Source organism: Thioalkalivibrio sp. ALRh, assembly GCF_000381425.1.
GTDB lineage: Bacteria > Pseudomonadota > Gammaproteobacteria > Ectothiorhodospirales > Ectothiorhodospiraceae > Thioalkalivibrio.
Genome location: NZ_KB906519.1, coordinates 825,079 through 838,317 on the forward strand (window position 1 = coordinate 825,079; position 13,239 = coordinate 838,317).

Consider the following 13,239-nt stretch of genomic DNA (forward strand, 5'->3'; position numbering starts at 1 on the left):
AATGACCAGAACGGCTTCCAACTCCTCGCACGCCCTGGACGGCACATATCGCACGGGTGAATATGATAAAAATAGAAGTAAATTACAAGAGCCGAGAAATAAATTAACACTCGAAGAAGAAGCGCAAATCCGACAAAAGGTGCGCGAATTCTACATCAAGTCACAACCGGAACAGCCGAACACGGCCCCCGAAGTTCTTTTTAACCTACGAGGCAAAGCCGCCGGGCAATGGCGGCTGCGCAACGGGCACGAGCAGCTACGGTTCAACCCCGAGGCGTTCTGTCAGGACTGGGATTCACACTTCCCGGATACCGTCGCCCACGAGGTGGCGCACTCACTCGTGTACCGGACGTCCGGGTTACGCCGCGTACGCCCTCACGGCCCGGAATGGCGAGCCTGGATGGAAACGTTCGGCTGCCAGCCACGGGTTACGCACAACACCCCCCTGAAAGGCAGAAGGGTCCGGACCTATACCTACCGTTGCGCCTGCCAGACCCACGCACTAAGTGCGCGGCGACATTATCTGATTCAGCGGCGCCGATACCGCTATGAATGCCGAGAGTGCGGACAGCGACTACAGCAGGAGAAATAAAGATCATTAGAAAACCTGGCGGGGCGGTCAATGCAGATCATGCAACCGGCTTTCCAACTCGGCCAATACGCATTCCACTGCGCCACGCCCCTCCTCGATCACCGTGCGCGCCGCATCACCCATGGTTTTCCGACACTCGGAATCTCCCAGCAAATCCGCGACGGCGCGGCCCAGCGCCTCGGCATCCTGCACACGCCACAAAGCACCTTGCTCCCCGAGGCGCTCGACTGCGAATGTAAAATGCTCGGTGCTGGGCCCCACAAGCACCGGCAGCCCGAGCGCGGCGGGCTCGAGTACATTCTGCCCCCCCAGGGGAACCAGGCTGCCCCCGACAAAAGCGGCATCCGCAGCACCAAGGTAGACCCCAATCTCGCCGATCGTATCGCCCACCAGCACATCCAGCGGCGGCCCCGGACATTGCGTGCGCCTCCCGACCGAAAACCCGGCTTGCCGGGCCGCCTCGAAAGCCACGTCAAAGCGATCTCGATGGCGCGGCACCCAAAGCAACACGGCGTCGGGATGGGATTCGCGCACCGCGCGATGGGCCTCGAGCACGGCCTCTTCCTCGCCTTCCCGCGTACTGACCGCCACCCAGACCGGCACGCCTTCAGGCGCAACAGTCGCACGCAGATCCGCCGCCTGCTCATGGCCGGGCGGCAATGCGCGATCGAACTTCAGATTCCCCACCACCTGGACGCGCGCGTTCGGCGCCCCCAGCTCGCGAAAGCCCCGGGCGGCCGACTCGTCCTGGGCCAGGATCTTCTCGGCACGCGCAAGGGTTTCCCGCACCAGAGGCTGCAGACGCCGGTACCGCTTGATTGAGCGTGGTGATAGCCGCGCACTCACCACCCAGAGCGGAATACCGGCCTGTTCGCAGGCACGATAGAGATTGGGCCAAAGCTCGGTCTCGACGATCAGCGCGACGGCCGGACGGGTGCGCCGCAAGAATCGGCGAACGGCCCCGGGCAGGTCCAGCGGCAGATAGGCGTGCTGGACATCCCTCCCGAGAGCCGCTTCCACCCGGGCGGCTCCCTCCGGTGTCGTGGTCGTCATCAGGAGCGCATGCTCCGGATAGCGGCTACGCAAGGCACGTGCGAGCGGTACCGCCGCCTCCACCTCGCCCACCGAGGCGGCATGGAGCCAGATGGTGCCGGGTGTTAGCGGCTCCCCGGCTCCCAGCCATTCCCGCCAGCGGGCCACTGGTACCGCGTTTGTCCGGGCGCGGCGCACCAGCCGCGCCAGCAAGGCCGGAGAAGTCAGTCGCAGGAGGGCCGTATAGAAGATGTGGCGCATCGCGGCTAGCGGCTCAGTCGAGCCACGCAATGGCCTCGGGCAGGGTGCGGATACGGATGTCTCCGTCTTCAGTGGGCAGCGGTTCCGTGCCCGAGGGATCAAACAGCAATCGGGCGCCGACCCCGGCGCGCCGCGCGGCCTCGAGATCCGACGCGCGATCCCCGACGAGCACCGAACCAGTGAGATCCAGATCCAGGTCATCCCGCGCCCGCAACAGCATGCCCGGCTCCGGCTTGCGATCCGGACAGGCCCGACGATAGTCGGGCTGCGCATCACGGGGATGATGAGGGCAGTGGTAGACGGCCTCGATGCGGCCACCGCGCTCGGAAAAGCGCTCGCTCATCCAGTCCGTCAGCTGCCGGAAATCGCTGTCGCCGTAATAGCCGCGGCCAATCCCGGACTGGTTGGTGACGACCACCACCGGCCAGTGCCGGGAAGTGGCGGCCGCCACCAGTTCGAAGATGCCGGGGACGAACTCGACCTGGTCAGGGCGATGCACGTAGCCATGGTCGACATTGATCACCCCGTCGCGGTCGAGAAACAGGGCGCGCGCACTCACGCCGACCCCGAACGTTCCTGATCGGCCACCAGCGCATCCTCGACGATCCCGCACAACAGATGCCCGATCAGCCCGTGGACCTCCTGAACTCGCGCGGTAGCGGCATCGGGCACCCGCAGCACATGATCTGCGGGATGCGTCTCCGGCAGCCCCTTCTCGCCGGTCAGGGCAACCGTAACCAGCCCACGCTTGCGCGCCATCCCGATGGCCTCGAGCACATTGGGCGAATGCCCGGATGTGCTGATCCCGACGAATACATCACCCGGCTGCCCCAGCGCCTCGACCTGACGCGAGAACACATGCTCGTATCCAAAATCGTTCCCGATCGCCGTCAGCACCGAGGTGTCGGTCGTCAACGCGATCGCCGCCGCCCCCGGGCGCACCGCCCGATAACGACAGACAATCTCCGCCGCAATGTGCTGCGCATCCGCCGCGCTGCCACCATTGCCCGCCAGCAGCACCTTGCCGCCGTCGCGGATGCACTGCAGCCAGCGCTGCCCAACCGTCTCGACCTCGGCAACAAACGCCCGGTCCTCCGCCAGCCGCCCGAACAGCCGGCTGGCCGCCGTGAGCTCCTCGATGATTCCTTCCCGCACTTGCGCTCTCCGCCAGGGAAACACTGAACAATGTAAATGGTCAGCGGGGCACGCCCGCCGATGCCGGGCAAAGTACACCGCGTATCCTTAAGGCCACAAGCAACCGCACGTCGCGGTATCACAGGGCCATGTACAATTTGGGAATGTCTCTCAGCGCCAGTCCGAGTTTCGTGCCACCCGCAAGCCACATGCCGGGCAGCCTTGCCCCATGTTCCGCAGCCCCTGCCGCCCAGCAAGCCCCGGGCGCGACCGGGTGTGCTTTCGTGCTGGCCGGGAGATCATGTTGAGTTCAAGCGGCGCCCACGTCCCGGCTGTCCTGGTCATCGGCCCGGCCTGGGTGGGTGACATGGTGATGGCCCAGAGCCTGTTCATGACGCTCAAGCAACGCGAACCCGCACCCGCTGTGGACGTGATTGCGCCCGCGTGGAGCCTGCCGATTCTGGAGCGCATGCCCGAGGTGCGCCGTCCCATTCCGTTGCCTGTGGGCCACGGGGAGCTTGCACTCGGCCGGCGCTGGCATCTAGGGCGGTCACTACGGGACGCGAACTATCAGCAGGCGATCGTACTGCCGCGTTCAGCAAAGGCGGCAGTACCGGCCTTCGCCAGTGGGGTACCCCGACGGACCGGTTACCGCGGCGAGTTCCGCTACGGCCTGCTCAACGACATCCGCCCACTGGACCGTCAGCGCCTGTATCGCACGGTCGATCGGTTCGTCGCGCTCGCGCACGCCCCGGATGCACCACAACCACCCCCGATTCCGGAACCCAGGCTGGTGATCTCCGAACGCGGTCGGGACGAGGCACGCATTGCACTGGGACTGGGCAACCAGGAGGCACCGGTTCTGGCACTCTGCCCCGGCGCGGAGTACGGCCCCTCCAAGCGCTGGCCCGCCGAGCACTATGCAGAAATTGCTCGGGCCCGCCTGACAGCAGGCTGGCAGGTCTGGCTGTTCGGTTCACGGAAGGACCGTCCAGTGACCCAGGCGATTGCCGAGGCCGCCCCGGGCTGCGCAGACCTGGCCGGGCGCACGCAGCTGGGCCAGGCGATTGACCTGCTTGCCTGCGCAGACCTGGTCATCACCAATGACTCGGGGCTCATGCACATTGCGGCGGCCACCGGCCGCCCGGTGATCGCTGTCTACGGGTCCTCCGACCCTGGCTACACGCCGCCGCTAACCCCCCGCCGGCGCATCCTGCATCTAGGTCTGGAATGCAGCCCCTGCTTTCAGCGCGAGTGCCCCTTGGGGCATTTGAACTGCCTGCGCAAGCTGGCGCCCGAGCAGGTACTGGAGGCCGCCGACGCCCTGCATGCGGAGAGGCACTGATGCATCTGGCATTCGTGTTGTTCAAGTACTTCCCGCATGGCGGGCTGCAGCGCAACTTCCACCGCATCACCGAGCTTGCCCTGGAGCGCGGCCATCAGATCGACGTATTCACACTCGCATGGGAGGGCTGGACCCCGGAGCACCCGCACCTGAAGCTGCGTGTACTGCGGGTGCCTGGCTGGCGCAACCACACACGCTATCGCCATTTCGCCCGCCGCGTTCAATCGGAGGTCCAGGCACTACAGCCCGATCGCGTCGTCGGGTTCAACAAGCTGCCCGGGCTGGATGTCTACTACAACGCAGACCCCTGCTTCATCGAACGGGCGCAGGCTCGCAGCCAGCTTTATCGCCTCTCCGGGCGCTACCGCGTACATGCGGCCCTTGAGCGGGCGGTCTTTCGCACCGAGGCGAACAACCACATCCTGCTGCTATCCGAGGCCGAGAAGCCCCTGTTCCAGCGCTGGTATGCGACTCCCGAGGACCGCTTCCACCTGATGCCACCGTATGTCTCGGCTGACCGCTTCGCCAATGCCGACACCCCGCAACGAAGGCACGCTCTTCGCAAACAGCTCGGCCTGGGGGACGACTCGCTCATGCTCCTGATGGTTGGGTCGGACTTCCGACGCAAGGGTGTGGACCGCAGCATCCGGGCGCTGGCCGCCCTGCCGGACGGCTTGCGGGAACAGGCATCGCTATACGTACTGGGCAAGGGGCGCGCGGCCCCACTGATGCGCCTGGCCCGAAGTCTCGGTGTCTCGGGGCAGGTGCATTTCCTGCAGGGGCGCGACGACGTGGCCGACTTCCTGTTTGCGGCCGACCTGCTTCTGCACCCCGCCTACCAGGAGAACACCGGGACCGCGATCGTCGAGGCGATCGCGGCCGGTCTGCCCGCCCTGGTTACAGCCAATTGCGGATACGCCTTCCACATCGAGCGCGCCGACTGTGGCGAGGTGCTGACCACGCCGTTCGAGCAGCCCATGATGGACGCCGCCCTGGCCCGCATGCTGAGCCAACCCAAACTGCAGGCCTGGCGTGATGCGGCCCTGCGCTACAGCGTTCGCACCGAACTCGGCGCACGCGCCGAGCACGCGCTGCGGGTCATCGAAGGCCCCCGCTATGGCGAGGTGGCGGCATGAGGGTGCTCCGGCGCAATGAACTGGTGATGGACGATGCCTTACACGCGGCGTTAACCGCACGCTACGGCCCGGGAGACCCCTTCGAGCAGGCCATGGCGCTGGATGGCGAGGTCGTCCGCAACGTCGACGGGCGGCGCACGTTCCGTTTCGAACTGGGCGGGCAGCCCTACTTCGCCAAGGTGCACAACGGCATGCCGTGGCGACGCATCCTGCGCAAGCTGAGCCAGTTCCGCATCCCGGTGCTGGGTGCCGAACCCGAATGGCGTGCAATCCACCGGCTGCGGAAGCTGGAGATCCCGACCACGCCACCGGTCGCATTCGGCATCCGGCGTGGACTGAACCCGGCACGGGAACGCTCGTTCGTGATTACCCGCGACCTGGGGCGCACCCGCACCCTGGAACAGGAATGCCTGAGCTGGCCCGAACAACCACCGGCCTTCGCCTTTCGCCTGCAGTTGATCCGAGAGGTCGCCCGCATTGCCCGCACCCTACACGGGAGCGGCATGAATCACCGCGACTTCTACCTGTGCCACTTCCGACTCGACCTGAACTCGAACGAGAACGCCATCCGGTCCGGCCGCATCCCGCCGCGCCTGCACCTGATGGATCTGCACCGCGTTCAGTTCCACGCCCGCCTGCCGGCCCGCGCGCAAATCAAGGATCTCGGAGGTCTGTACTTCTCCGCCATGGATATCGGCCTCAAGCCACGAGATATCCTCCGTTTCATGCGCCTCTATCATGGCACCAGACTCCGCGCCACCTTGGTTGAAAGACACACGCTCTGGACTCGAGTGGCACAGCGAGCCCGAACGCAATACCGCAAGGAACACGGGCGCCTCCCATGTCACGGCTGATGCAATGGCTCGCAGGCATCGGGCGAAGCTCAAGCGTGAAAGGAGTCGCCCCTCTTGACGAAGACCTGAAGAACGCCGGCCTCACCCTCCTGGAAAACCAACCAAAGGCGGGCTGGACCGTCCTGGACAGCTCGGCGCAGGCCCGCGTCGCGCGCGGCCAGTGGCAAAGTCAGGCAGTTGTAATAAAGGTCTTTCTTCCAAGGGGGCCATGGGAATCCGTCAAGTCCATCGGCCGGGGCAGTCGCGGCATGCGGGCCATTCGGCATGGGCGCCAAATGAGTGAAGATGGTTTCGATACACCACGCGCACTCGCCTATGGCTGGATCGGGGTGAACGAGTGCCTGGTAATGGAGGACATCAATGGGGCCAGCCTTTCACACCTGATCACTTCCCGCCATGGGGAACCGTTCCTGGCCATTGCGGACCGTCATCTTGTTCACCGCCGACTCGCAGAAACCGTTGCTCACCTCCATGAGTCCGGATGGACCCATGGCGACCTCCGACTTGGGAATATCCTCGTGTCACCCCCCTCCGCAACCGGACGGTTGGTGTTCCTGGACAACGAAAGAAGCAAAAAACATGGCAGACCATGTGACGGCCAGAAAAACCTGGTCCAACTCAACATGACTCATCCGTCTTTTCTGCCTCGAACCAGTCGTGTTCGGTTTCTGAGCCACTATGCAACACAGCGCGGCATGGGGCGGGTCGCATTCCGCCACCTTGCTATTCGGATTGCCCAGGCAACCGAGGCGCGCCACCAGGAACGGCTGCGACGTGGTGGTTCCAAAGCGCGTTTTTCAGCCAAATAGCAATGAACTCGAACAGCCAAAGCATCCGGCTAACTTCCGGGTTTTGCGGTGCCGGCAATCCCGACCACCCTGTCGTGAAAGCGCTCCAGGCGGGGCACCCCGTACTCGACGGGGCTCGGCGCGAATGCCTGAAGACCAATGCCCAGGCCGAGAGCGGGCTCCTTTTCTCGGACTTCTCGCCCGACCCTGTCTTTTACAAGCGGTATCCATCCCGATGGAGAAACCGGATTCTTGGGCATCTTGGCATTCGCTCCCGTGCCCGCCGGGTTTGGGAGTTCTCGACCTACCTGAAAGGACATAACGCGCCGGTTGCCAAACCTCTGGCCTACCTGGACGGCTCGGCGGAAAGCTGGTTCTTCTGCGAGGCTCTGCCCCAACACCCAAGCCTGAATCAATGGCTAGAAGACGATGCGCTACCGGACGCGGCCCTACTCAGTGAACAGGCCGCTCAAGCGATCGCCACGTTGCACAACGCGGGGGTTGTACACCGTGATTTCAAGTGGGGAAACGTGCTGTTCTCAGCCACAGGAGACGTCATCATCGCCGACCTGGATGGCGCGCGGTTTCATCACCAGCCGCGCCGGGCGGATCTCGCCCGCGACCTAGCCCGTTTCGCCGTTAACGGGCTCGAGGTTGGCCTGACGCAAAGCTGGGCGCGGTCCTTCGTCGGCCGTTATTGCAAGATTCGCGGCATTCCCGTTGAACGACTTCTTCCCGCGGTCGCCCGCTCCGTCACCGTCATTAGCAAACGGCACCAGAAGCGCTATCGTCGCCCCCCTGTCAGCCTGACCTGAGCTTTGGACATCGAAGTGAAAAACCAAGATCGACTTGTACAACTCATGCTGGATCAGCACCTGGGAAATTTTCTCGTCGCCACACCGGTCCTCTCTGCTCTGGCCCAGCACGAGAAAAATCTCCTCGTCATTCATGAACCTCACGCCGAACTCGCGAAACGGATCCCAACGCTAAAGGGCCCGATTGTCACACTGCCCAGAACGGGCAGCCCGGCAAGGGACTTCATCGGATTCATCAAGCTACTCCATACAGTCCGCTCCACAAGACCCACGATTGCCCTCGATTTCGGCGGCAGCGGCAGCGGGGGCTGGCTCGGAGCCATGAGTGGCGCCCCACGGCGAATCTGTCGAGACAGCGCACCGTATGCTCGGCGCTTCAGTGAGCACGTAGCAAAGCCAGAGGGGATGCAACACCGCATCGAAATCTACGGCGCCATAGGGCGAGCTGTCGTACCCGAACTGGAATGGGGATGGCCCAAGCTTGAGCCACTGTCCTCGGACCACGCAAACCTTGAAGAGACTCTGCGTGCGCACGAAATAGACTCGGAGCGCCCGATGATCTGCCTGCATGTAGCCGGAGGGAAGGAATACAAGCACTGGCCGTTGCCGAAATATGCTCAGGTAATCGACACATTACGCCGCGAAGGGAAACAGCCCATTCTGATCGGTGCGGGGCCTGACCACACAGCGGCGCAGGAGGTTCAGGCTCTGTGCGAGGACCCGCCGGTCAACCTGGTGCAGCGACTGGGCATTGGAAGCCTCATCGCTCTCTTCGAGCGCGCGTCTCTTTTCATTGGCAACGACAGTGGCCCCATGCACATGGCTGCCGCAACGGGCACACCGGTTGTTGCGTTGTTCGGGCCGACGGATCCCGTCCGCTGGGGCCCTCTAACCAACCGGGCCCTGATCGTTCGCGGCACGGAACATATACCGCCGGAACAAGGAAAGAAGAAGTTTGCCGACGGTCGCCGAATGGACAGCATCCGGGTCGATGACGTGGTGAACGCCATTCGCCTCTCCGAGAAGCGCTTTGCAAAGTAGCTGGAAGAACCTTAAGTCCTTCGACCAAGCGCGTGGCCACCACTCACCAAATTCTCTCGTAGCGGCTCTTGTACCGCGCGTCGAATGCCGGGCAGGTATTTTCGCTGGATCAACCTGGCTGCCCGCGGCCAGACCCGTGGAATCCGTGAGGCGTGAGCCAGCCCCAGGGTGCAATACACTCTTCTGCGAAACGCCACCCCCCGAAAGGTGCGAAACGGAATGGCCGCCAGCCGAGAACTCTCTTCTCGAACTCCCTCCAGAAAGGCTCGCTGAGCTTCCACCGGATCCCCTTCCTCCAGATGAACTAGCGGATCCAGAAGCAAACGCCGGTACAGGTACCCCAGCAGGCGGTGGCCAGCGAGAGTTCGACGCCAGAGGGGTTCAGCGAATGCGGCCGCATAATCCAGGTGCATCGCACGGCCGCGGCTGACATCGAAGAGCACATTGTCCATATTGCGGTCCTTCATTCCCGCAATGAAGGCTGCTGGAAGCGATTGCCCCAGGCCATAAAACAGCTTCTCTCGTTCAAGGCCGCCAGGCTCCCGATCGACAATGGCAGCGACAGACTTTGCGGGGCTGTAAGGCATGGCCACCCAGCCAGCATCGATCACCTGAACCGGGAAAGCGGGCACTCCCAGCGCGGAGAGCACCTCGCTAACGGTGACCTCCTTGTCCGCATCAACTGTGCTCTTGACCACCAGGGTCTCCTGGCCGCCGGCTCGCACCAGAAATACCTCGCGAACCAGACGCTCCACCTGAATAGCCGGAGTACGGAGTTGCTCGGACAGCCGATCGCGAACGCCAGATGGTAGACTCTGCATTCGATCCATTCGCGTTGACGATTGCACGTTCTCTCCCAATAACGACTCGCTGCCCCGGCACCCCCCGCGAAAGCGCGCGGATCATAGCGGGCCACCAAGCCACTACATGATGTCATGACCGATACACCAGAAGAACGGCCCCTCGCCAACCAGCATATCCTCATCGTGCTGGAGAAAAAGGGCCATGTGGGTGCAAACGTCCGGGAACACTTTCGCGTCTACCGCGAGGCAGGCGCCCGCCTCACTCTGTGCTTCTTGACCGGCGACGGCTCGGAGTACCAGTCTGACCGTCCAGCTGACAGCGTTACCGGACTGCGTCTCAGCGACAAGGCAAGCAGACGGAACCGAATCGCAACCGCATGGCGCCTGGCGCGAATCCTGCGAAGGGACCGACCAGACGTCATGATTGGGGATCAATACAAATGCGTCGCGAGTCTGCTACTTGCCAGCGTCATCGCTCGCCATGGTCGCCCGATCTACGCACTGCTGCGCGGATACTACGCAACGGATTCCAGAAGCCGTCAGCGCTACTACCAAGCCTTCCGCAAGCGCCTCACGGGCATACTGACCCTGACCGACGCGCAGAGAGATCGCTTCATCGCGAACATGCCGTGGTATCCAACAGACAGTATCTCCGTCGTCCATAACTATATCGACGCCCACCGCCTGCGCACGACAATGCTGTCGAAAACGGAGGCGCGCGAAAGACTCGGACTGGATGAAGACCAGTTCGTCTTCGGCTGTGTGGCCCGTTTTGACAGCTACAAACGCATCACTGATCTACTAAAGGCCTTTGCGAAGCTGCAGACACGAGACGCCGCTCAGGCCCAACTCGTCATTATAGGCGACGGAAAAGAGCGCGCAGCTCTTCATGCCGAGACCAGAGATCTGGGTATTCACTCACGCACCCTGTTCACAGGCTTTTTAGCAGGTGCCAACCGGTACATGCAGGCGTTCGACGTATTCGTTCTGCCCTCCGAAGGTGACAACTTCGCCAGAGTCTTCCTCGAAGCGATGGCGGCCGAGATCCCTGTCGTAGGGGTACGCGGCGGCGGAACACCCGAAGTCCTCGGAACGACCGGCTACCTCGCCCCTCCCCGCGATCCGGCCGCGCTGTCCGAGATCCTCGACCAACTCATCCGCCTTTCTCCGGATGAGCGATGCGCTGCTGGGCGGAAGGGGCGGGAGGAGTCGGAGATCCGATTCACGCGGGAGGGGCTCCGACGTCAGCTACTCGGCGCCCTGAGCGGGAGCATGATGCAAGCTCGAACGCTTCAGCCTGATGGCATCTAGGTGCCTGTCGATCACTTGCGCCTGCGCCTGACCCAGCGATGAAACCTTCTGAAAAGGGGCCGCAAGGGCCTGACGAATACCCCGAGCGTGTGGGGATCGTATTTGCCCACATGCGCCACCTTTACGGCGCCGGTGGAGGACTCGAACGAAATCGCTGGAACCTCGCCAACGAGTTTCTCCGCATGGGCATCAAGGTGGACTTGCTGGTGTTGAATCCGGACGGGCTGGAACACCTTGCCGACCAACCCGATCGGCATGCCATTCGTCTGCGGCGCGAACACCCAATAGCAACGCGCATCCGCGCGCTCAACAGCGCGCCCGACAGCTGGAAGGAATTACTCAAACCCGTGATTCTCCCGGCCAAAGGTGCCAAGCCGCTTCGCTACCTAAGAAGCGTCCAGCAATATATCGAAGGGTATCGCCCAGAACGGATAATCGGAGGAGGAACCCAGGAAAACCTGACACTTGCCATCGCTCGATCCGGAACAACGCACAAACCTCGCCTGACCCTTAGCGAACATAACCCTTTGTCGAACACGCTTACGACAGAAAAACATCGTCGACTCTGGCGCTGGCACCACCTGCGCCCCCTGCTGCGGCGCATGTATTCGCAGGCCGACTCGCTCGTGGCGATCTCTGACGCAGTAGCCGATGATCTGGCAAGCACGCTCGATCTGCCAAGAGAACGCATCAAGACCGTCTACAACCCGGTAGTCACGGATGCCCTGTGGGAACGGATCCGCGAACCATTCGATCACCCTTGGTTCGCCGAAAGCTCCCCCCCAGTGATCCTGAATGTCGGGCGGATGACCGCTCAGAAGGACCAGGCTACGCTCATCCGAGCATTCGCAGCCGCGCGACAAACGCGCCCACTCCGGTTAATAATCCTGGGTGACGGGCCAGAGCGCGCCAATCTGGAGAGACTGGCTGACGAACTCGGTATTCGACAGGACATCCACATGCCGGGGTTCGCCGCGAACCCGCTAAAGTATATGGTTCGGGCATCAGTCTTCGCCCTCACCTCGCGCTGGGAAGGTTTTGGTAACGTGCTCGTCGAAGCGCTGGCATCGGGCTGCCCTGTTGTTGCCACCAACTGCCCGGGGGGACCCGCTGAAATCCTGGATCACGGTCGCTTCGGCACCATGGTGCCATCCGACCCGGCACAGATTTCAGAGGCCCTGCTGGCCACGATCGACGCCCCCCCCGATCGCTTGCTCCTGAAAGACCGGGCCTCCCAGTTCACCGCCGCCCGGGCCGCAGAACACTACCTGTCCCCCTGACCGGCGACATCACGAATCTGATCGAGCCTATTTCCAACTGTTGCGCCAGATGAAGCAAAGGTACCGACCATGGGGTTGCGAACGCATCTGAAAGTCCACCTGTCGCCTTTCTTTCTCCGCTATCCGTGTCGATACGGTACCACCAAGGTCGACACTCGAATTGCCGTGGACCGAGAACGGCGTTTCATCTATTTCCGCATACCCAAAGCGGCCAATTCCACTGTCAGCTATGCCATCAGCAATATCGAAACCGAAAACGGCGACAGCGCCGGAGCCTATAAATCCGGATACGATCGTGCGAGCTCATTGGGGTTCCTGGAGACCTACCGCCTTCACCAGCGGTTCTTCCTCTTTTCGGTTGTTCGAAACCCATATACCCGCGTAGCGTCAGCATACTTGGACAAAATCCAAGGCCAAAAGCGTCAAAGGGTCCCCGTCGCGAGAGCGCTGGGCCGCGCGAGCACCGCGCCAATCACCTTCAACGAGTTCTGCGCATACCTCGCGAAAGGCGGGTATCGCGACGACGTCCACTGGTTTCGCCAAACGGACCTGATTCCGTGCGGAACCGACTGTCTAGACTACCTAGGCTCCGTCGAAACGCTCACGAAGGATCTGAACGCTATCCGAACCCGGCTCGCGATTACAAGCGAAACCGGTCGATCCGACTGGAAACATGGCAAGACAGGCGCCACGTCGCGCCTCTTTGAACTATACGACGATGAAAGTCGGATCTCCGTTTTTGAAACGTACAAGCAAGACTTCGAGCTACTCGGGTATGCAAAGAGCTTGGACAAGAACGACCAGCCCCCGTTACGAGCCTCGATGGCCTAACCAAACAAACCAGACA

General features: G+C 62.6%; 14 protein-coding genes. 10 read left to right on the forward strand and 4 right to left on the reverse strand.

All coding sequences use genetic code 11. The annotated features are described in order from the left end of the window. Position 1: 1 nt before the first annotated feature. Positions 2 to 592 carry a SprT-like domain-containing protein gene (locus F791_RS13420; RefSeq protein WP_081622259.1) on the forward strand — a complete coding sequence of 197 codons (591 nt, stop codon included), beginning with the start codon at positions 2 to 4 and terminating at the stop codon, positions 590 to 592. Positions 593 to 619: 27 nt separating this feature from the next. Here F791_RS13420 and waaA read toward each other — a convergent pair whose 3' ends face one another. From waaA to F791_RS0104000, 3 genes are read right to left on the reverse strand one after another with little or no spacing between them, the layout of a single operon-like run. Further along, complete coding sequence (gene waaA / locus F791_RS0103990; protein WP_019592206.1) at positions 620 to 1,885, reverse strand: lipid IV(A) 3-deoxy-D-manno-octulosonic acid transferase; 1,266 nt, start codon at positions 1,883 to 1,885, stop codon at positions 620 to 622. A 13-nt stretch (positions 1,886 to 1,898) separates the two neighbouring features. Continuing rightward, a complete protein-coding gene (locus tag F791_RS0103995) occupies positions 1,899 to 2,444 on the reverse strand; it encodes a D-glycero-beta-D-manno-heptose 1,7-bisphosphate 7-phosphatase (RefSeq protein WP_018993497.1) in 546 nt (181 codons plus the stop codon). Beyond that, entirely contained in the window at positions 2,441 to 3,040 is a 600-nt protein-coding gene (locus F791_RS0104000) for a D-sedoheptulose 7-phosphate isomerase (protein WP_018993496.1), read from the reverse strand. The genes F791_RS0103995 and F791_RS0104000 overlap by 4 nt, the downstream gene beginning before the upstream one ends. 280 nt (positions 3,041 to 3,320) lie before the next feature. On the opposite strand from F791_RS0104000, the gene waaF reads away from it, so the two are divergent. Genes waaF through F791_RS13435 form a run of 6 tightly spaced genes read left to right on the forward strand, consistent with a single transcriptional unit; the run spans position 3,321 to position 8,998 of the window. Next, complete coding sequence (gene waaF / locus F791_RS0104005; RefSeq protein WP_018993495.1) at positions 3,321 to 4,364, forward strand: lipopolysaccharide heptosyltransferase II; 1,044 nt, start codon at positions 3,321 to 3,323, stop codon at positions 4,362 to 4,364. Beyond that, on the forward strand, positions 4,364 to 5,500 hold the full coding sequence (locus F791_RS0104010; protein WP_018993494.1) for a glycosyltransferase family 4 protein: 1,137 nt from the start codon (positions 4,364 to 4,366) through the stop codon (positions 5,498 to 5,500). Before waaF ends, F791_RS0104010 begins: the two co-directional genes overlap by 1 nt. Continuing rightward, positions 5,497 to 6,354, forward strand: a complete 858-nt coding sequence (gene rfaP, locus F791_RS0104015) for a lipopolysaccharide core heptose(I) kinase RfaP (RefSeq protein ID WP_018993493.1) — start codon at positions 5,497 to 5,499, stop codon at positions 6,352 to 6,354. Before F791_RS0104010 ends, rfaP begins: the two co-directional genes overlap by 4 nt. After that, positions 6,342 to 7,163, forward strand: a complete 822-nt coding sequence (locus F791_RS13425) for a lipopolysaccharide kinase InaA family protein (protein WP_081616954.1) — start codon at positions 6,342 to 6,344, stop codon at positions 7,161 to 7,163. Before rfaP ends, F791_RS13425 begins: the two co-directional genes overlap by 13 nt. Before the next feature lie 2 nt (positions 7,164 to 7,165). Then, positions 7,166 to 7,957, forward strand: a complete 792-nt coding sequence (locus F791_RS13430; protein ID WP_081622262.1) for a lipopolysaccharide kinase InaA family protein — start codon at positions 7,166 to 7,168, stop codon at positions 7,955 to 7,957. A 3-nt stretch (positions 7,958 to 7,960) separates the two neighbouring features. Further along, the gene (locus tag F791_RS13435; RefSeq protein ID WP_231364680.1) at positions 7,961 to 8,998 is read left to right on the forward strand and encodes a glycosyltransferase family 9 protein; all 1,038 of its coding nucleotides are present in this window, start codon (positions 7,961 to 7,963) and stop codon (positions 8,996 to 8,998) included. An 11-nt stretch (positions 8,999 to 9,009) separates the two neighbouring features. Here F791_RS13435 and F791_RS0104040 read toward each other — a convergent pair whose 3' ends face one another. Next, positions 9,010 to 9,846, reverse strand: coding sequence for a hypothetical protein (locus tag F791_RS0104040; RefSeq protein ID WP_231364681.1), 837 nt, complete (start codon positions 9,844 to 9,846; stop codon positions 9,010 to 9,012). An 87-nt stretch (positions 9,847 to 9,933) separates the two neighbouring features. Between F791_RS0104040 and F791_RS0104045 the strand changes: the two genes are divergently transcribed. The 3 genes from F791_RS0104045 (at position 9,934) to F791_RS0104060 (ending at position 13,223) form a co-directional block, all read left to right on the forward strand. Then, entirely contained in the window at positions 9,934 to 11,112 is a 1,179-nt protein-coding gene (locus F791_RS0104045) for a glycosyltransferase (protein WP_018993487.1), read from the forward strand. Between the two features lie 38 nt (positions 11,113 to 11,150). Further along, positions 11,151 to 12,392, forward strand: coding sequence for a glycosyltransferase (locus tag F791_RS13440; protein ID WP_156000510.1), 1,242 nt, complete (start codon positions 11,151 to 11,153; stop codon positions 12,390 to 12,392). 165 nt (positions 12,393 to 12,557) lie between these two features. Continuing rightward, positions 12,558 to 13,223 carry a sulfotransferase family protein gene (locus F791_RS0104060; RefSeq protein ID WP_019592209.1) on the forward strand — a complete coding sequence of 222 codons (666 nt, stop codon included), beginning with the start codon at positions 12,558 to 12,560 and terminating at the stop codon, positions 13,221 to 13,223. Positions 13,224 to 13,239: the final 16 nt, after the last annotated feature.